The sequence below is a fragment of the bacterium SCSIO 12696 genome (assembly GCA_024397955.1).
Lineage (GTDB): Bacteria > Pseudomonadota > Gammaproteobacteria > Pseudomonadales > Porticoccaceae > SCSIO-12696.
In genome coordinates, this window is sequence record CP073744.1 from 2139060 (window position 1) to 2158514 (window position 19455).

The window sequence follows — 19455 nt, forward strand, 5'->3', positions numbered from 1 at the left end:
AACCGTTATGGAGAGAGTAGCTCGATGGACGTATTCACTGATGCAGTGGCCCGCCTCAATCGCCTGGGCCTGGAAGCAGGCATCGACCTGGAAGTTCTGCAAACCCTGAACTACCCGGAACAAACCGTTACCGCCGCACTCCCAGTGCGCATGGACAACGGTCGCACAGAAGTCTTTGTAGGCCACCGCTGCCGTTTCAACTCAGCGCTGGGCCCAACCAAGGGCGGCATTCGCTATCACCCCGGTGTGACCGTGGAAGAAGTGCAGGCGCTGGCGCTGTGGATGACCATCAAGTGTTCACTGGCCAATATCCCTTATGGTGGTGGTAAAGGCGGTGTAACGGTAGACCCCAAATCTCTGTCGCCCATGGAGCTCGAACGCCTGTCCCGCAGCTACATGCGCGCCATGGTAGACGTGGTCGGGCCGAGCCGGGATATTCCGGCTCCAGATGTGTACACCAATGCCCGCATCATGGGCTGGATGGCGGATGAATACGAACGTATTCAGCGGGAAAAGGCACCGGGCGTGATTACCGGTAAACCCATTGAGCTGGGTGGTAGCCTCGGCCGTGATGAAGCCACCGGGCGCGGTGCTTTTATCGTTACTCAACAGCTCGCGGAAAAACTGAGCTGGAACCCCGCTGATATTCGCGTCGCAGTACAGGGCTTTGGTAACGCCGGTTATCATGTGGCTCGCTTGCTGCATCAGACTGGCTATCGCATCGTTGCGGTCAGTGACTCCCAGGGTGCGATTTATTCTGAGCACGGTTTTGATGTTGAAAGCCTGTATCAACATAAGCAGCGGCAGCGCAAGCTGGAAGCCGTTTACTGCGAAGGCTCGGTGTGTACCTTGCAAGAGCACCAGCGCATCAGCAACGAAGCGCTGCTGGAGCTGGACGTTGACCTGTTGGTTCCCTCGGCTTTGGAAGGGGTGATTACCGCAGACAACGCCAGCCGCATCAAAGCGCCGGTGATTGTGGAAGTGGCCAACGGCCCTATCGAAAGCGACGCCGACAAGATACTTGAGGATAAAGGCATACAGGTGCTGCCCGACGTACTGGCCAACGCCGGTGGCGTGGTAGTGAGTTACTTTGAGTGGGTTCAAAACCGCCAGGGTTGGGCGTGGCCGTTGGAGCAGGTGCGGGAGCGTTTGCACGGTACACTGACCGAAGCCTTTGACCGCATGTGGCAAGTGCACAAGGAAGAGGGGGTGCCACTGCGCAACGCCGCTTATGCAGTAGCCTTGCGTCGCATTTCACAAGCCATCAGTAGCCATGGCACCCAAGAGTATTTTCAGAACGGGGACGGGTAATTCTGCGCTCTCACCGTCATACCCGCACAGGCGGTTATGACGGTGAGCGCTAATTTACTCCACAACCCGACTTTTCGGGAAGCGACAGCTAAATACCGAGCCCTTGCCCAGCGTACTTTCTATTTCCAGTGAGCCTTCGTGGCGCAGCATTACGTGTTTAACAATGGCCAGGCCCAAACCAGTCCCCCCGGAGTTGGAGGTGCGGCTGGCGTCTACTCGATAAAAGCGTTCGGTGAGTCTTGGCAGGTGAGAGGGGTCGATACCCATGCCGGTATCGCTGATATCGATATGAAAGCTGGCACCATTGTTTACCGCGTTGATATTGATGTCACAACCCTGTGGGTTGTGGCGCACCGCGTTAAACACCAGGTTGGAAATCGCGCTCTGAATTTGCGACTGCTTACCCCGCAGAGACAGGCTGATATCTCCCTGTAAGGTAATCTGGTGCTTGCCTTCGCTGAGGGCGTTGGCATCGGTAACGACTTGTTGCAACAGCGGTTCCAGTGGCACCTTCTTTTTGCCCGCGTGCTTTTCCAGAGACTCCAGCTTCGACAACATCACCAGGTCGTCTGCCAAACTGCTCATGCGGTCGGTTTGCTGCTTCATCTGGCCCATGGCTCTGGTGACTGGTTTAGGCAGCATATCGGTCATTGCGCCCAGGTTTTCCAGGTAGCCGGAAATCACGGTTAGCGGGGTGCGCAGTTCGTGGGAAACGTTGCCGACAAACTCTTTGCGCATTTCTTCCAGGTTGCGCAGGCGGGTGATGTCGCGCACCACCAGCACCACTTCGTCGTCGCCAAAGGCGGCGGCACTGCAAGCCAAAATTCGCGAGATACTGCCGGGGGCGCGAATCTCCAGGGAATCCTTAAACTCATGCTGCTGAATAAATTCCACAAAGCGGGGGTCGCGCACCAGATTGACAATGGACTGGTGACGGTCGTCGGTTTCCAGTGATAGCAATAACTCCGCACTGGGGTTCCACCACTCCAAAGACCGGTTTCGATCCAAAATTAATATGCCGTCGCTGAGTGCGTCGGTGATCTTTTGAATACGAATGGTCAGGGACTTGAGGTTGTGCTGGCTGCGCATAACCCGCTTTTGCAGGCGGTAGAGGTAATCGGACATATCTCCCCAAACGCCAGTGGCATCCGGGGGCAGGCCGCGAGCACCGCCGTCGAGCCAGCGGTAAATTTGCTGAAACTTGTAAAAGCCCCAGGCAATATAGCCCAGGCACCCTGCGAGCAGGGTGGCCAGCATATGACCGTTAAAGTAGCCGAACAGCAGCAGGCCACTGAGCAGCAAAACAACGCGCTGAATCTCGGTGTGGAAGCTTCGCTTCAAGTGGGGGCTCCCCAGGGGCAGAGGTTACGAGGGCAATATACAGGGCACCTCTAAAAATACATTAGTTTTAGAGGTGCCCTACAATCCTTTAACTTTGTTCGGCCACCTTGGTGGAAAAACGGTAGCCAGCGCCGCGCACAGTTTGAATGAAACGGTCGTGGCCATCAATACCAAGGGCCTTGCGCAGGCGACGAATATGGACGTCTACAGTGCGCTCTTCCATGTACACATTGCCGCCCCACACGTGGTCGAGAATCTGGTCACGGCTGTATACCCGCTCCTGATGAGTGAGAAAGAACTCCAGTAGGCGGTATTCGGTGGGGCCCATGGAAACCGGTGTGTCGTTAATGCTAACCCGATGACTGATGGGGTCGAACAACAGACCTTCGATAGAAATAGGCTCTTCTGGTGCACCGGGGCCGGTGCGACGCAGCAATGCCTTGATGCGAGCAATCAATTCCCGGGGTGAGAACGGCTTGGTGACGTAGTCGTCCGCACCGGAGTCAAAGCCCTGGATCTTGTTGTCTTCATCGGATTTGGCGGTGAGCATGATCACCGGCAATTTGGCGGTAAGCTCCTGGCGTTTGAGGCGCCGCACCAGCTCAATGCCGCTGGTGCCGGGCATCATCCAGTCCAGCAGTACCAGGTCGGGGCATTCATCGATAATCAGGCCGTGTGCGTCCTGGGCATTGGAGGCCTGCAGGCAGTTGTAGCCCGCTACTTCCAGTGCCATGACAATCATGTCGCGGATGGGCGCTTCGTCGTCCACCACGAGAATGGTTGCTGGTTGCATAAGTCCACCCTTGGTCATTTTGTACAGCGCTATTAGATGACGGCACTGTGACAGCAATATTACAAAGGGTGGGGCGTTTTCGCCATGGTATGGCCTGGGTGTTAATGTGTGTGAACCAGGTTACGTTGGAAGTGAGCTAACTTAAATCAGCTCTCGCAGCTGCCGCCCACGTGGGGGTGGCCGTGAGCCAGCTCTTCTTCGGTGGCGTCACGCAATTCAGCAACGGTGACATCAAAATGCAGGGTTTTGCCCGCCAGTGGGTGATTGGCGTCAACACTCACGCTGTCGTCACTGACATCGGTAATCACTACAGACATGGGCCCATTGTCGGTTTGCGCCTGAAAGCGCATGCCAGCTTGAACTTCTTGGTCGTCGCCAAACAGATTGCGGGGTACCGATTGCACCAGACCGTCCTGGTATTCGCCGTAGGCTTCCGCCGGGGCTACAGACACTTTTAGTTCGTCACCAATCGCTTTGCCCAACAGGGCGTTTTCCAAGCCGGGGATGATATTTCCAGCGCCTTGTAAATACACCAGCGGTTCGCCGCCTTGGGATGAGTCCAGTTGCACACCGTCATCGTCGGTGAGTGTGTAGTGAATGGAAACCACGGAGTCCGCTTGAATAGACATAAAAAGCCCTGCTTGGAAAAACTGTCATGAAAAGATTAGAGGGCGCGGACAAAAAGTACTGAACGCGCCGTGAAATGACCATATGGGGGCGGAATCCGTATTTGCAAGCTGGCCTTACAGTTGGTAGTCCAGAACCAGCCCCACAAATACCGCAACGCCGACCCAGTTGTTGTTTAAAAAGGCCTGGAAGCAGGCATCTCGATCACGGCCACTGGTAATGCGCTGCTGGTGGAGGAACAACAGGGCTGCCACGGCAACACCGCCGTAGTAGTACCAGCCCCGCTCAAAATTCTGGCCGGTCATCAACAATGCCAAAATACACAGTACTTGCAGGGCCAGCACAATGACACGATCCTGGTCGCCAAACAAAATGGCGGTGGATTTCACCCCTAACTTTAAATCGTCGTCGCGATCCACCATGGCGTAAAAGGTATCGTAAGCCACTGTCCACATCACCACCCCGGCGTACAGTGCCCACAGGGCAGGGCTCAGCGCACCGGTCTGGGCGGCGAAGGCCATGGGAATCGCCCAGGCAAAGGCAGCTCCCAACACCACTTGGGGCAGATGAGTGTAGCGCTTCATAAACGGGTAGCAAGCCGCCAATAGTACGCCCCCCAAAGACAGTTGAATCGTCAAACCATTGGTAAACAGCACCAACACAAAAGCAACCAGGGCGAGGCCAGCAAACAACAACAGCGCCTCTTTGGGTGCTACCTGGCCGCTGGGGATGGGGCGCTGTTCGGTACGTTTAACGTGGCCATCGATGTGACGGTCGGCGTAATCGTTAATCACACAGCCCGCTGCCCGCATCAGAGTCACTCCCAGCACAAAAATCACCAGTACATGCCAGTCGGGGAATCCGCCTGCGGCAAACCACAGTGCCCACAGGGTGGGCCATAGCAACAGCAAGGTGCCGATGGGTTTGTCAAAGCGCATCAGGCGCATAAAGTGGGGCAGACGTTGTTTGAAGGTTTGATTCATAGTGAGGGGCTGTGGTGAATTGGCCGCTATCATAAAAGCACGAACGGCAATTGACCATTTTTATGCTTGCGCCAAGGGCAATAAATGCGATTCCGGTCTATGGCCATAAAAAAACAGTATGGCTCCCCCGGCTTGAAATCATGTAAAACGCCATCATACCTAAATCCCATACATACATTGCGTTCGCACAGGTTGTGCTCTGAATGCGCCGAATGACCAAGGTAACCCCATGATTGATATTGCCCAAGCCAACCAACAGCTCCAGGGGGCAACCCCACAACAGATTATTGAAGCCGCCCTGCAGGATTCTGCCAAGCCGTTGGTGTCCACCAACTTTGGCCCTTACGAGGCGGTCATACTGCACATGGCCACCCAGGTGAAGGCGGATATTCCGGTGATTTGGGTGGACTCGGGTTATAACACCCGCGACACGTATCGGACGGCGGATAAGCTGATCGAACTGTTGAATCTGAATATTCAGGTGTACACACCAACCATGACCACTGGGCGCTGGGACCTGGCCCACGGTGGTGTGCCGGATATTGACGAAGACCGCCACGCCACCTTTACCGAGCACTTTAAACTGGAACCCTTTGCCCGGGCCATGGCCGAGCAGCGCCCGGATGTGTGGTTAACCGCAGTGAGAAGTGAGCAGACTGCGTTTCGCCAGAACATGGAGGTGTTTGCCGAAGGCGCTAACGGTGTTACCAAAGTGGCGCCGCTGCTGCACTGGAAAGAAGCCGATATGCAAAAGTACTTGCAGCAACACAATCTGCCTAACGTAGAAAGCTACTTTGACCCCACCAAGGGTTTGGCGAACAGAGAGTGTGGGCTGCATACTCAGCTGTAATTCCCTGATCAGAGTTCGCTTTCTGCTTTATTATCAAATAGGCCTCCTGAAAGTACACAGACCTAGGTGCTTCCAGGAGGTTTGCTGATATGCTCGCCTTGAGCATTTGAAATATTAAAAATAGCAATGAGTTGTTGAGGTTGCTTGGAAAACATCCAGGCCCTCGCTATGATTGCGTTTAAGGCACCTCATACACACCAAAAGGGAATTTGGTATCTAAAAATCTTCCTTTCGGTTCGATGAGTTAAGTTCAGATAAGAGCCAAATTCTTATTTGGCAAATCACGCCTGCGCTATATAAATTTTATGTTTTTAAAGGATGGAGAATAACATTGAAGATTAGAGTGACTCTTTTATCGGTGCTGCTTGTTTTTGTAGGCAATATGGCTTTAGCTGCTGGCTGGTCTGGTGGTGCTAATATCCAAGAGATATACCCGTCTCCTGGTAATAATGGTGTTTTTATTAAACATGGTTCAATGCCAAACCCTGACAATTGCCCATCTCCCGGTTATTACCTATTGCCTAAAGACAATCCGTTGTTTTCGGAGATCTACGCCTTGTTAATGTCGGCCCAGGCTAGACAGGCAACTATAAATATACAAATAGTAAGCTGTGGTGGTGAAAATAATTTATATCCCCTCATTTACCAAGTAATAGCTAATTGAAATACAACAAGTAAATACAGCATCACCCTGTGAGCTGAGTAATCTAATGTCTGCAACTGCTTTGGGTGTTCCGTTCTAAAAATATCAGGACAATGAAAATGAAAATCACATCAATATTACTAGCAACTTTAGGCTTGCTAACAAGTGTTTTATCCTCAGCTTCAACTCTCAATGTCACTAATGCTACTGTGACAAGAGTCCAAGCATACGAGACTACAGACAACAGCACTAACGTATGGATTCATTTAAATGGAAATGGAAGAGTAGGCCCCAATCCGATAAACACTGGCACTACCTGTGAGTTGTGGACCAATAATAAAACTGTCTACTCAACCGCGTTAGCGGCGCTGATGTCAGGTAAAAAGGTAGAGGTTTATTATGCCGATAGAGGTGAAGGGACATTGTGGTGTAAGGTGGTTAATTTTTCAATCTTAAGTAACTGACGTAATAAGAATGGATAAAAGATATGGTTCAAATAGCTGAGCTGTTTGGCTGTTTCTGCTGGCAGTGTTAATTGCAAGTAATCTAAACCAAATTTACTTCTCCTCATACTGCAAGTGAAATCTCTATGGTGCGCCAGATAACCAATATACGACGAGGTTAAATGTGAGATTTCGGATATGAAAAAATTTATTTACGGGCTGGTTTTGGGTGTTGCACTCGGTGTAGGCGGTGCAAATCTGTCTGACGATAAAAAAGATATTGCGATTGAGCCAGCTCGAATAGAAATAGTAGAAAAAAGCCCCTCCTACAGGGCCTCATTAGGTTCGAAGACTCTGGAATCGATGTTGGAAGATGGAAAGGCGGCTCCCTGCTTTTGTCAGCACGAGGTGCCCGAGCTGGATAGGTGGTGTGAACATGAAAATTTGTATTGCGATGAAGATGCAGCGGAGTTGTGTCAACAAAGATACACTGAACATATCTGTCGACCTGGTATTCCAGCGAGGCTGATTCCAACTTTGTAATGAAAGAGGAGTCAGCTAACTGACAGCCTGTTACTCAGAGAGGGCAGTTAGCTGTTTTGCTGTTTAAGAATGATGGCTTTGCCTCCACAATTTAATCAGTAGACTGCATTAGTTATTGTTTATTTAACTCCTTTGCCCAATCTACCAATACCTGGCCAATTTTATCGCTCCACTTGCCGGGCTTGCCCGTAAAAGAATCTTTTGCAGTCGCATGGATGGTGTACCAGTGATCCATGTCTGGGTGTTTATAAAATTCAAAATCTTGGTGGTTGTTGCGTTTGAGTGTGTCCACAATCATATGGTTATCTGCTTCTGACATAATCCAGTCCAGCGTGCCCCAGCGAATGCGTGCAGGGGCGGCTAATTTTTCCCATTCCCCCGGTACATTAAAGCCTTGTAATTGGTGGTAGAAACTCATTGGGCGGCCATACATGTGTTCCGGCAAGTGGTAATTGTATTTAGCCAACAGAGGGTTTTCGTCAATCATTTGTGCGTAGCTTTTCTTTTCCACCAACATACCGTAGTAAAGCGGTATATAGGCGTGCACCATTTGTTGGTTGATGTCTGCTTCGCTGACGTCTTGCATCTGTTTGATGCGTCGCTCGATTTCCAGCATGTGTTCAAACCAGGAACGATAAAAGGTGCCGTCAGAGATAATGCCGTTTAACTGGTATTTATTGGCCAGGTAGGGTGCCAGCGCGCTGCCCATACTGCTGCCGTACACAATCACTCGCTCGGGATCTACATAAGGCAGCGACAGTAGTTGTTGCAAAGCAGTTTCGTAACCATCCAATTCAGTGTAGAAATCGGTCTGCGAACAATCGCCTTCGCTGTCACCCAGCCCAGGCTTTTCGACTCTCAACATCACCATGCCCGACTGTTTAGCCAGGTTGGTGAGTGAGCGTATAAAGTTGGATTTGCGCCCCGGGGTATTTTCAATACTGGAACAGCTGAGTCCCTGCACCACAAAAATAGCCGGTTGGCGGCCTTTCTTGTTGGCTGGCCGGGTGATGATGGTACGTTGGCGAATGCCGTAATTGCTGGTGATCTGGGAGTAAGCGACCGCCAAGTTGGGGTAGCTTTCCAGAGGTACTGGCGCAAAGCGCACATCCGCTGTATGAGCATCAACTCCGCGCCGATAGGTAATTCGATAATTGCGGTCAGCCACCAAGGCGTCGGTGATATCGTTTCGTTGAGGGTTGCTGGTAATGGCCTTGCCATCAATGGCGACAATACGGTCGCCTACTTGCAGCCCAGCTTGTTTCAAAGGCGAGCTAGCTTCCAGTTTGCTAACCAATAAACCAGCGCTGTCCTGTAGTTGCAGGGTAGCTTGCCATTTGGCTCGTCGAGGCAGTTCGTCGGTAGTTGGTGGCTGGCTAAATGTCGGTTGAATTAACAGCAGGGCAGTGATGAAAACGGTGATTTTCAACGGCATTTTTGTTCTCCAGGGCAGGGGGTTGGTTGAGGCTCCAATGGGCTTGTTATAACCTTGAACCCTGCGCCACAGAGGGCTTTTATGCGAAATCCAGGTTTTTTTATGCCAATTGCGGTGATGCTATGACGAACGCGACAGGTTTTGGGCTGCGCTTGAGCCGTTGGTTTGATGCCCAGGGTTATGTGTTTGGCTCACGGGTTGCCACCCATGTGTTGTTTTGGTTGCTTTACTACCTGTCGTTCAGCTTGATATGGGCCAATCCTGAGAAAGGCTACTTCGGTTCGTTTTACTTGGAGTTCGTGTTGCTGCCGGTTCGCATTTTGGCGGCGTACGCGTTGATTTATGTGTTGTTCCCCCGCTACTTGCTGCAGAAGCGCTTTGGGCGATTCTTCGCAGCGTACCTGCTGCTGCTTGCCGCTTCCGGTTTGCTCTACCGGTTTTGTGATTACTTTTTTTACGACCGGTTATACCTGGGTCAAGCCACCGCGTTTTTTCAGTTCTCCGAATGGTTACGCAATATTCTGCTAATTAACACGACGGTGGTGGTGGTCGGGGCCATTCGCCTGCTCAAGTTGTTGTTTGTTATGCAACAGCAGGTTGAGCAAACATTGCCTCGAAAAATCGAGATAAAAGCCAATCGCCGTACTCACCTGGTAGATCCGGCGCGTATTGTCTTTATAGAGGGTATGGGAAACTACACCACCTATTACCTGGACGGTGGCGAAAAGCTGGTGGCTTACGGCACCATTAAATCAGCTCTACAATCACTGCCGTCGCAATTTGTGCGCTTACACCGCTCCTATGTGGTGAACAAGGATCATATCGAGTCGTTTAATGCAGAAGATGTAACTGTGGCCCACAGTACATTACCCAGAGGCAAAGAAGTGAGCGACGACCTGTTGATGCCGGGAGCTTAGGGTCTGTCGTCGCTATTCGTTTTCGAACTCTGTCTGATACTCAACTCCATATCCATAGCCTGGTTTATAACCAGGGAACCCCGGCAAAAATATCTCACTTACCATCAGCGGTTTGTTATCCAGCTGAAACACCGAGCGCCGCCCCCAGACCGGGTGATTCAGTTTCCCCAGCTGCGTGGGCACAACCGCATTGTCGGTGGTCAAACAGGCGATTTCCATGGGGCTGCGCTCCATGGTCGGGTCACTGAATAGCAGTGCTCCCAAGGGGCGGTTATCCAGTTGGCGCATGGCCCGCAAGCGGCCGGTGAGGGTGGCCATGGGCAGTACACTGCGGGCGTATACCCAGGGCTGGTCGGCGCCGTGAAGAATCACTTCTCGCACCAGAGCGTGATGGCGGCTGGGTAAGCCCAACAAGCGGCATTCTGATAACCGGGGCAGTTGCCAGCGCTGGTTGAGTACTTGCACCTGAAAGCGGGTGCCACTGGCGGCGATCAAGCGTTCAGTGAGCGATCCTTGATCCAGCAGCCAATGCCGCAATGACTGCGGAATGCTGTGCCGAGGCACCCGCCGATAGCTGCGCCAGGCGGGTTCCCGGTGGAACAGTTTGTTGGAAAATCGGGATGTAGACACGCAGGTATTCCACAGTTAAAGCGGCATTTTAACGGCCTTATTGCTGGCTGGATACAGTTGCGTGAGCTCTTGTAAGGTTGCATCATCGGGGCATTAACAACGCAGGAGAGCGAACTTTGATTATCACCAATATCGAAACCGTGCCCGGCAAAACCATCGTCAAGCACCTGGGTATGGTGCAGGGCAATACGGTGCGCGCCAAGCACGTGGGCAAAGACATTCTTGCCGGCTTCAAGAATGTGTTTGGCGGTGAACTAAAAAGCTATACGGATTTGCTCACCGAATCCCGCGAGGAAGCCACCCAGCGTATGGAGGCCCAGGCCAGTGCCATCGGTGCCAATGCAGTGATCAATGTGCGTTACTCCACGTCGTCGGTAGCCGCCGGTGCCGCCGAGCTGTTTGTGTACGGCACGGCGGTAGTTGTAGAAGACGCCAGCAGCGGGAGCTGAACATGGAAAACCTGATTGGCTTTGTCACGCTGCTGATTCTCGGTTATGTGTTTGGCCGGCTGGCGGAGCGCCGCCACTTTCGCTCCATTATCAAACGCGAGCACCAATACGCAGGCACACTGACGTTTAGCGCCAAAACCCCTCCAGCGGATATGGCCGTGGCCAATGCTCGTTTGGTATCGGGCAATGTGGTGGTGTCGGTGGATTACTTCAAGCAGGTGCTGGCGGGGCTGCGGGCACTGCTTGGTGGGCGAGTAAGCGCTTACGAAACTTTAGTAGAGCGGGCTCGGCGCGAAGCCATTCTGCGCATGAAAGAACAGGCCCGGCAGTTGGACGCAGAGATGATTTTTAACGTCAAGTTGGAAACCGCGTCTATCTCCAAAGGCGAGCAACAGCAGGTGGGCAGTGTGGAAGTGTTTGCCTATGGCACTGCCCTGGTGCCTCAAAAAACCGCTACAGCCAGCCCGAATTTGGGCCAGCCCATGGCAAGCAGGGAGTCGGCTTAGGGCGTAGTTCATGGAATACCAAAACCCCCAAGTGCCGGAAGGCATTAATGTGTCGAAACAGCATCCGCTGAAAGAGTTTGCGTGGATGCTGGCCACGGTGGGGGCAATCACTCTGGCGGTGGTTCTGTTGTTGAGCTTGCTGGCCGGGTGGCTGGTGAAGTTTGTGCCTTTTTCGGTGGAGCAGCAGTTGGCAAGTCAGGTGATCCAGCAGTTGCCGCCGTCGGCATCCGGGCCAAACCATCTACAGGTCGAAACCTATTTACAGCAGTTGGCGGACAAGCTGGTGGCCAACGCGCCGCTCCCTGAAGGCATGACTATCACCGTTCACTATGTGGACGACAGCACGGTGAATGCGGCGGCCACACTGGGCGGCCATGTGCTGATGTATCGAGGCTTGCTGGAAAAACTGCCCAATGAAAATGCCCTGGCTATGGTGATGGCCCACGAAATTGCCCATGTACGCCACCGCGATCCGATGATGTCCCTTGGGCGCGGTGTGGTGGTGACCACCGCATTGGCCGCATTGAGCGGTTTTTCCGACACTCAGCTAAGTGGTTGGGTGGTGGGTTTTAGCGGCAATTTAACTCTGCTGAAATTTAGCCGCGACCAAGAGCACGCCGCCGATGAAAATGGTTTGCTGGCAGTGCATGCTACCTACGGGCATACCGGGGGCAGCGAACAGCTGTTTGAAGTGCTGGCGCAGGCTCACGGCGACAGAGAAGCCTGGGCCACTTTTCTCGCCACTCACCCACTAGGCGACGAGCGCATTGCGGCACTGGTAGAACAGGCACAGCGCAATGGCTGGCAGCAGTCTGGCCCGCTGACACCATTGCCGGAATTTGTTCGACAGCTTTGAGCCATAAGGTGTGTTGTTGCGACATTTTGTAGCGATTTAGGGTAAGTAGCTGCCATACTGAAAAAGATTGTCGCAACGACAGAGACGGCTTTTAAAACACCAACAAGGACTGACCCATGACTCTCACAACGCGAATTTTGATCGGAATGCTGGCTGGAATGCTGGTGGGTGGTGTGATCAATGGGGCAACTGGTGCTGGCTGGATTGCCAACGCCAACGAGTTTTTTCTGGTGGATCTGGTGTTTGATCCAGTGGGCGCGATTTTTATTGCCTGCCTGAAAATGGCGGTGATTCCGGTGGTGTTCTTTTCCCTCACCTGTGGTTCTGCGGCCATGGGTGCCAACGCTCGTATGGGGCGCCTGGCGGGGGGCACGCTGGGGTTGTATTTAATCACCACTGCCATGGCGGTGGCGATTGCGCTGTTGATTGCCAATATTATCGACCCGGGTATCGGTGTGCCCAGAGAGGGATTTGATGCCTTCGAACCCAAAAATGCCCCTGGCCTGAAAGACGTGATTGTGGGTATGTTCCCCACCAACCCGGTACAGGCGATGGCAGAGGGCAAGATGCTGCAGATCATTATGTTCTGCATTCTGTTGGGCATTGCCCTGTCCATGGCCGGTGATGCGGGCAACCGAGTATTGGTGGTCTTCCAGGACGTTAATGAGGTCGTGCTGAAGATGATTACCTTGATTCTTCACCTGGCACCCTACGGTGTGTTTGCGTTGTTAGCGAAACAGTTCAGCCTGTTTGGCTGGTCGGAGTTTGTCAAAGTGGGGCTCTATATGGTGGCGGTTGCCGTCGCCCTGGTGGTGCACTTCTGTGTTACCTACCCGGGGCTGTTAAAGCTGTTCACCGGGCTGAATCCACTGACCTTCGTAAAAAACGTGCGCCCGGCCATGATTACCGCATTCAGCACCTCGTCCAGCGCCGCCACCATGCCGGTGACCATGAGTGTAGTAAAGCGTCGCCTGGGGGTGGATAACCGGGTTGCGTCGTTCACCATTCCCCTGGGAGCCACCATCAACATGGATGGCACCGCCATTATGCAGGGGGTGGCCACGGTGTTTATCGCCCAAGTGTACGGGGTGGAGCTAAGCTTTGTGGCCTATCTGACGGTGATTGTGACCGCCACCCTGGCCTCGGTGGGTACTGCAGCGGTGCCTTCTGCGGGGCTGATTATGCTCGCTATTGTCCTGCAACAGCTGGAGTTGCCAGCGGAAGCCATCGGTATGATTCTGGGGGTAGACCGGCTGCTGGATATGATGCGCACCTGCGTCAATATCGGCGGTGATTGTGCGGTAAGCACCATTGTTGCCAAACGCAACGATATGCTGGATGAAACCGTGTTTAATGACCTGTCCGATGGCGACGACCACAGGGTGCGCCCAAATACGCCCTCAGGGCAGCTCGATACGCGGGAATAACCCTTTGGGGCTTATGGGCTCAAAGCCCTTGATATGATCTAGGCGGATCGCCTGTTGTTTGTTGTCAGGTAATTGACACAGCAGCCATTCGGTTTTGTCGCTGCGTGCCTGAATGGTGATGGCAGTGGCTTCCAGGGTTTCACCACTGTCGCAGTCAATACGCAGCAGCGCACCGGCAATGCAAGCCAGTTCCAAGTGATCGTGTATGGAGCATGGGATCGGTGAGTAGGGCATTGGATAATCATAACCAAATGACATTGTAGTCGTCACCGGGTTAAAGGCCGTGACATCCCCGCGCAGGCGGGGATCACGGTGGCAGTTAACTAAAAATGCCTTTAAACAAAAAGAAGAACAAAATTGCCAGCCCGGCACCGGCGGGCAGGGTAACCACCCAAGACATAAAAATGGTGCCGATGGCGCGCAAGTTGAGGGCGCCAATACCTCGAGCCAAACCCACGCCCAACACCGCGCCAACCAGCACTTGAGTGGTGGAGACCGGCAGCCCGGTGCCGGAGGCAACCACCACAGTACCGGCGGCCCCCAGTTCGGCGGCAAAGCCCCGACTGGGGGTGAGCTCAGTGATCTTCTTGCCGATGGTGGCCATCACCTTAAAGCCCAGTGTGGCCAGGCCCACCACGATGCCACTGGCACCCAGCAACAAAATCCAGCCAGGCATTTTCGAACTGGTGGTGACAACACCGCTGTCCAATACCGAATACACTGCTGCCAATGGCCCCACCGCATTGGCCACGTCGTTGGAGCCGTGGGCAAACGCCATGGCGCAGGCGGTAAAGATCATCAGCACCGCAAATACTTTTTCCACGCTCGCAAAGCGGTTTTCCTGTTCGGCGGGCTCATCCCGGTGTACCCGGTTGAGCAACAGCTTGCCGATAAATGCAACCACGATACCGACAACCGTGGCCCAAAGGGCGGCTTCGCCAAATGAAAAGCTGATGTCATGGCTTTTAAAAACGTGCTTGAGTCCTTTGAGGATGGTGACCATGGCCATTAAAAAGCCAACACCAAACATATAGATGGGAATGTATTTCTTGGCGCGGGCAAACGGATTTTCCTGGGTGAGGATCAACTTTTGCACACTGCGGAACAGAATGAATGAGATAGTGCCTGCCAACACCGGTGCCACTACCCAGCTGGCGACTACGCTGCCAACTTTTCCCCATTTTACCGCTTCCATCGATATACCCACCGCAGCAAAACCGACAATGGCACCGATAATGGAGTGGGTAGTGGATACCGGCCAGCCCCGTGCGGTAGCCACCAACAGCCAGGTGCCCGCCGCCAACAGAGCCGACATCATGCCAAACACCAGTAGCTCCGGGCTGCCCGCCAATACATCCGCATCAATCAAGCCTTTGCGAATGGTTTTGGTGACTTCGCCGCCCGCCAGGTAGGCTCCGGCAAACTCGAATACCATGGCGATCAAAATGGCTTGCTTGATGGTCAAGGCTTTTGAACCCACCGACGTGCCCATGGCATTGGCCACGTCGTTGGCACCTACACCCCAAGCCATGAAGAAGCCAAAGGTGCAAACCAGAATCAGCAGGATGGTGTTGTATTCGTTAAGAATGTCCACAGCGGAGTCTCTTGTTTGTTGTTTTTGGTTGCCGTAACTATTTACCTCGCGCCGACTGTGTCGGCGTCGGCACATCCATGTGCCGAACTATTAGTTTGCTTGATACTGAACCCGTACTAGCGGGCCAGCAGCAGCTGCAGGCGTCCACCGACACGCTCGGCGTGGTCTGCCATGGCGCCAATACCGCCAATGGTTTGGTAGAGAAACATCACCTCTACCGGTGGCAGGTCAGCTTCCAGAGCAAACAGCTTTTGGCGCAGTTCCCGTTCTAGACCGTCGGTGGTGTCTTCCAGTTCGTCGAGGCGCTCGATCATCTGTTCGATAATGTCGATTTCGCCACCGCTAAAACCGGTTTCCAGTAACTCGTCCAACTCATTGATAGCTTTCAGCGCTTGCTGTGCTACCGCGATGGCGGCACCGACAAAGTCTTTCATCTTCGGCTGCAGAGGTTCGGGAATAGCCATCTGGCGGCCCAGCATGATGCCGGAGATGTCTTTAGCCGCATTGGCTACTTTGTCCTGTACAGACAGCAATTCCAGCAGGTCGGAGCGAGACATGGGCATAAACAGGCTTTTCGGCAGGTGCAGGCGCAGCTGTTTTTTCAGCTCGTCAGCGCGGTGCTCGGTGTTGCCAATCTGTTCGTGCAGGTTGGCCGCGGTCTTCCAGTCTGCGGCGATGGTGGCGTCGAGAAACGCGGCGAGATATTGAGCGCAATCCACCACCGCAGTCATGTGTTCCTGCAGAGGCTTAATCGGCGACTTGCCGAACAGGCTGGCAAAAGGATTAGACATAGCATGGCTCCTTGGTTTGTGCGCGAGTATATGAGGGCTTATCGGGGTTGTCACATTTTTGAAATAAAAATGTAACTACAGCGGCGGGCTACGAGCTGTTAGCTGCGAGCAGAAATGTACGTAATTGTCATCCTGAGCGCAGCGAAGGATCTCTTAACTTGCGGCCGGTATGAGATCCTTCGCTGCGCTCAGGATGACAGACTCGCTCGATCTGCTCGCAGCCCGCCGCTCGCAGCTGTCAGTACTTCAGCGTCTTCTCCGGCTTAAACAACTTCGCCCGAACCACTTCGCGATAGCGGGTGGGGGAGGTGTGATAATGGGCGGTAAATAACTTGCTGAATGCTCCGGTGTCCTGATAACCCACGCGGGCTGCCACTTCGGCTACCGACAGGTTGGCTTTTTGCAGCAGCTCGCGGGCGTTCTCCAGGCGGATCTCTTGCAGGTAAGTGAGCGGGGTTTTCCCCAGCGCCGCTTTGAAACGGCGGTTAAAGGTACGCACGCTCATGCCCAGCTGACTGGCAAGCTCGGTCATGCGCACGACCTTGCCAAAGTTATCCTGCAGCCAGATCTGTGCTTGGGCCACCTGTTCATCCGGGTGGTATTGCACCTGATCCGCCAGGTAGCCCACCGGTTCGTTGAGGTTGCGAATTTCGTGGAAGAAGTGGCGTGCCACATGGGTGGCAATTTCGCTTCCGTAGAGGCGGTGGATCATATGCACAGTGAGTTCGCCCAGGGCGTTAACGCTGGCCGCGCAATACAGGTTGCCGGCCTGGGTAATAAAATATTGGCGCTTTAATTGAACGTTGGGATAGTCCTGCTGGAAGCGGTCAAAGTAATGCCAGTGAGTGGTGGCGGGCTTGTCATCGAGCAGACCCGCCTCGGCGAGAAAGCAGACGCCGGTGCCGACGGCGGAAATCAGCGCGCCTCGTTCTGCCTGGGCGCGTAACCAGGGCAGCGCCGCCGCGTGCTTGTGCAGAACCGGGCGGGGATTGCGCCATTGGCCGGGGATGTGCACCAGATTGTACTGTTGCTTATCCAGTGGTCCATCGGCCTGCAACAAAAAACCCGCCGCGGAATCCACGGCTTTGCCTTCCACACTCAAGGTGCGCATTTCAATGGTGCGCGCATAACGATTTTTTTGCAGCGCCGCTGCCTGGGCGCTGCGCAGCATTTCCATCGGCATGGTGGCACTGGTGGCCAGTTGGTTGTCGCACAACAATACCGCGACCTTAAAGGGCTCCTGGGTTGGCATACTGCTTACCTGAGTGTAATGACCAGAATTTCCTAATATATGTCTAATTCGGCCTTTTATTCAACCGAAGCCGGGGGCAAAATGATGGGCTGACTACATTGTGGGGTTTGCTATGACAGCTTTACCGGTAATCGTTGCATTTGGCGGCATCAACGCCGCTGGCCGCAGTTCATTTCACCAGGGCTATCGCCGGACGGTGTTGGATTCTCTACCTGCCAGCGAGCAGGAAAAAACCATTGCTGGCCTCGCCTGCCTGATGAATCTGGTGAGCTGGGAAAACGACCACTATGTGGATGCGGAAGGCGGCACCATGAGCGAGGCAGAAGTGGCCCACGAGTACCGTCAAAAGGTGCTGGATGGCACGTTGATTCGCCGCATTGAAGAAGACAGTCACTTCGACCCGGATAACGTCCCCTGCAATAACTTGCTCAAGTTGGAAGCCACTGGCGAAGCCCTGAAATTCATTACTAAGCGCCGCAGTTTGCCACCGGTTTTGCCCTCCGACTGGCGTGTGGTGGATATCGAAGACGGTAAGGTGCAAGTGGAAATCAGCGGCACCGCTGAGGGCCTAGTGCCCAATACTCGTAGTATCCCAGTGAAATCTGCGGGCATTTTGCCCACCGGTTTCGAGCCCGCAAAACTGTACAACTCTCGCTACCAGCCCCGCGGTTTGCAGTTGGCCATCTACGGCGCGTCTGACACGGTACGCTCGATGGGCATTGACTGGGACACCGTATGCAACGCCGTGCATCCTGACGAAATTGGCGTCTACGCCAGTAGTGCACTGGGGCAGTTACACGACGAAGGTTGGGGTGGGGTGATTTCCAACCGCTTTAAGGGCGGCCGCCCCAGCTCCAAACAGATTCCTATGGCGCTGAACAGCATGCCAGCGGACTTCCTCAATGCCTATGTGCTGGGCAGCGTCGGCCATACCGAATCCGTTGCCGGCGCCTGTGCCAGCTTCCTCTACAACCTGCGCTCTGCGGTGGATGACATCCGCTCCGGTCGCCGCCGTGTGGCGGTAGTGGGCAATTCTGAGTCCCCGATGAACCCGGAGGTGCTGGAAGGCTTTACCATGATGGGTGCATTGGCCACTGAAGAAGGCCTGGCAAAAATCGACGGTACCGACAAGCCCGACCCGCGCAAAACCAGTCGTCCCTTTGGTGATAACTGTGGGTTTACCGCTGGTGAATCTGCCCAGTACATTATTTTGATGGACGATGCCTTGGCGGTGGAATTGGGAGCCGATATTCACGGCGCCGTACCGGATGTATTCGTCAACGCCGACGGTGTGAAAAAATCCATTTCCAGCCCTGGTGCCGGCAACTACGTATCGGTGGCCAAGGCGGTGGCGGCGGCCAAGGCGATTCTCGGTGAAGAATCCATACGTGAGCGCAGCTTTGTTCAGGCTCATGGTTCCAGTACCCCACAAAACCGGGTGACTGAATCCCATATCTTCCATGAAGTGGCCGAGGCTTTTGGCATCGAAAACTGGCCGGTGGCCGCAGTCAAAGCTTACGTGGGACACTCCATGGCTCCCGCTAGTGGCGACCAGATGATCAGCACCTTGGGCGTGTTCCGCTATGGTTTGGTACCTGGTGTTAAGACCACTGACAAAGTGGCGGACGACGTGTACGACGACCACCTCACGATTCCTCTGCAAGATATGGATGTGGGTGTCGGCAATCTGGATGTGGCATTTATCAATGCGAAGGGTTTTGGTGGCAACAACGCCACTGGTGTGGTGATGTCGCCCCAAGTGACTGAGCAGATGCTGCAAAAGCGCCATGCCGAGCAGTGGGCGGAATACGAAGCACGTCGGGAACAAACCCGTGCGGCTGCAGCTGATTACGAACAGCAGGCGGACCGCTGCGAGCTAGAACCGATTTATCGTTTTGGTGAAGGTATTATTAACGAAGCCGACATCGAAATTACGTCCGAAAAAATGGTGATGCCGGGCTTTGCCCAACCAGTAGTATTCGACCAGAATAATCCCTATGGGGATATGAGATAGTTTTCGAGATGTAAGATAGTTTTCACAATCCATCAATTGTACTTTTTAGG

At 53.7% G+C, this 19455-nt stretch carries 21 protein-coding genes; 11 read left to right on the top strand and 10 right to left on the bottom strand.

Annotation, left to right across the window (positions count from 1 at the left end; translation table 11 throughout):
- The first annotated feature begins 24 nt into the window (after positions 1-24).
- Entirely contained in the window at positions 25-1311 is a 1287-nt protein-coding gene (locus KFE80_09900; protein UTW44705.1) for a Glu/Leu/Phe/Val dehydrogenase, read from the top strand.
- A gap of 54 nt (positions 1312-1365) precedes the next feature.
- On the opposite strand, the gene phoR is transcribed toward KFE80_09900, so the two are convergent.
- The 4 genes from phoR to ubiA all read right to left on the bottom strand — a co-directional run bounded on the left by phoR (position 1366) and on the right by ubiA (position 5055).
- Positions 1366-2652, bottom strand: coding sequence for a phosphate regulon sensor histidine kinase PhoR (gene phoR / locus KFE80_09905; protein ID UTW44706.1), 1287 nt, complete (start codon positions 2650-2652; stop codon positions 1366-1368).
- An 88-nt stretch (positions 2653-2740) separates the two neighbouring features.
- Positions 2741-3445, bottom strand: coding sequence for a phosphate regulon transcriptional regulator PhoB (gene phoB / locus KFE80_09910; protein ID UTW44707.1), 705 nt, complete (start codon positions 3443-3445; stop codon positions 2741-2743).
- Positions 3446-3591: 146 nt separating this feature from the next.
- Positions 3592-4074, bottom strand: a complete 483-nt coding sequence (locus tag KFE80_09915) for a peptidylprolyl isomerase (protein UTW44708.1) — start codon at positions 4072-4074, stop codon at positions 3592-3594.
- A 114-nt stretch (positions 4075-4188) separates the two neighbouring features.
- Positions 4189-5055 (bottom strand): 4-hydroxybenzoate octaprenyltransferase, encoded by an 867-nt coding sequence (ubiA, locus tag KFE80_09920; protein ID UTW44709.1) that lies wholly within the window; start codon positions 5053-5055, stop codon positions 4189-4191.
- A 229-nt stretch (positions 5056-5284) separates the two neighbouring features.
- Here ubiA and KFE80_09925 point away from each other — a divergent pair, with 229 nt between their 5' ends.
- The 4 genes from KFE80_09925 to KFE80_09940 all read left to right on the top strand — a co-directional run bounded on the left by KFE80_09925 (position 5285) and on the right by KFE80_09940 (position 7534).
- Complete coding sequence (locus KFE80_09925) at positions 5285-5905, top strand: phosphoadenosine phosphosulfate reductase family protein (protein UTW44710.1); 621 nt, start codon at positions 5285-5287, stop codon at positions 5903-5905.
- Between the two features lie 331 nt (positions 5906-6236).
- The gene (locus KFE80_09930; GenBank protein ID UTW44711.1) at positions 6237-6569 is read left to right on the top strand and encodes a hypothetical protein; all 333 of its coding nucleotides are present in this window, start codon (positions 6237-6239) and stop codon (positions 6567-6569) included.
- 98 nt (positions 6570-6667) lie between these two features.
- Complete coding sequence (locus KFE80_09935) at positions 6668-7012, top strand: hypothetical protein (GenBank protein ID UTW44712.1); 345 nt, start codon at positions 6668-6670, stop codon at positions 7010-7012.
- A 177-nt stretch (positions 7013-7189) separates the two neighbouring features.
- Positions 7190-7534, top strand: a complete 345-nt coding sequence (locus KFE80_09940; GenBank protein ID UTW44713.1) for a hypothetical protein — start codon at positions 7190-7192, stop codon at positions 7532-7534.
- Positions 7535-7646: 112 nt separating this feature from the next.
- Here KFE80_09940 and KFE80_09945 read toward each other — a convergent pair whose 3' ends face one another.
- Complete coding sequence (locus KFE80_09945) at positions 7647-8969, bottom strand: PDZ domain-containing protein (protein ID UTW44714.1); 1323 nt, start codon at positions 8967-8969, stop codon at positions 7647-7649.
- 122 nt (positions 8970-9091) lie between these two features.
- On the opposite strand from KFE80_09945, the gene KFE80_09950 reads away from it, so the two are divergent.
- Positions 9092-9886, top strand: coding sequence for a LytTR family transcriptional regulator (locus KFE80_09950; protein UTW44715.1), 795 nt, complete (start codon positions 9092-9094; stop codon positions 9884-9886).
- Between the two features lie 12 nt (positions 9887-9898).
- Here KFE80_09950 and KFE80_09955 read toward each other — a convergent pair whose 3' ends face one another.
- On the bottom strand, positions 9899-10489 hold the full coding sequence (locus KFE80_09955) for a chorismate lyase (GenBank protein UTW46690.1): 591 nt from the start codon (positions 10487-10489) through the stop codon (positions 9899-9901).
- A gap of 143 nt (positions 10490-10632) precedes the next feature.
- Here KFE80_09955 and KFE80_09960 point away from each other — a divergent pair, with 143 nt between their 5' ends.
- From KFE80_09960 to KFE80_09975, 4 genes are all read left to right on the top strand, one after another.
- Entirely contained in the window at positions 10633-10965 is a 333-nt protein-coding gene (locus KFE80_09960; GenBank protein ID UTW44716.1) for a YbjQ family protein, read from the top strand.
- Positions 10966-10967: 2 nt separating this feature from the next.
- Positions 10968-11471 carry a heavy metal-binding domain-containing protein gene (locus KFE80_09965; GenBank protein UTW44717.1) on the top strand — a complete coding sequence of 168 codons (504 nt, stop codon included), beginning with the start codon at positions 10968-10970 and terminating at the stop codon, positions 11469-11471.
- A 10-nt stretch (positions 11472-11481) separates the two neighbouring features.
- Complete coding sequence (locus tag KFE80_09970; GenBank protein UTW44718.1) at positions 11482-12327, top strand: M48 family metallopeptidase; 846 nt, start codon at positions 11482-11484, stop codon at positions 12325-12327.
- 116 nt (positions 12328-12443) lie between these two features.
- Positions 12444-13754: a dicarboxylate/amino acid:cation symporter gene (locus KFE80_09975; GenBank protein UTW44719.1), complete on the top strand. Its 1311-nt coding sequence runs from the start codon at positions 12444-12446 to the stop codon at positions 13752-13754.
- Here KFE80_09975 and KFE80_09980 read toward each other — a convergent pair.
- The 4 genes from KFE80_09980 to KFE80_09995 form a co-directional block, all read right to left on the bottom strand.
- Entirely contained in the window at positions 13728-13988 is a 261-nt protein-coding gene (locus KFE80_09980; protein UTW44720.1) for a Rho-binding antiterminator, read from the bottom strand. The two genes, KFE80_09975 and KFE80_09980, sit on opposite strands and share 27 nt — an antisense overlap.
- Positions 13989-14073: 85 nt before the next feature.
- A complete protein-coding gene (locus tag KFE80_09985; GenBank protein UTW44721.1) occupies positions 14074-15348 on the bottom strand; it encodes an inorganic phosphate transporter in 1275 nt (424 codons plus the stop codon).
- A gap of 116 nt (positions 15349-15464) precedes the next feature.
- On the bottom strand, positions 15465-16139 hold the full coding sequence (locus tag KFE80_09990) for a TIGR00153 family protein (GenBank protein UTW44722.1): 675 nt from the start codon (positions 16137-16139) through the stop codon (positions 15465-15467).
- Positions 16140-16377: 238 nt separating this feature from the next.
- Positions 16378-17391, bottom strand: coding sequence for a helix-turn-helix domain-containing protein (locus tag KFE80_09995; protein ID UTW44723.1), 1014 nt, complete (start codon positions 17389-17391; stop codon positions 16378-16380).
- 112 nt (positions 17392-17503) lie between these two features.
- Between KFE80_09995 and KFE80_10000 the strand changes: the two genes are divergently transcribed.
- Positions 17504-19405: a beta-ketoacyl synthase gene (locus tag KFE80_10000; protein UTW44724.1), complete on the top strand. Its 1902-nt coding sequence runs from the start codon at positions 17504-17506 to the stop codon at positions 19403-19405.
- Positions 19406-19455: the final 50 nt, after the last annotated feature.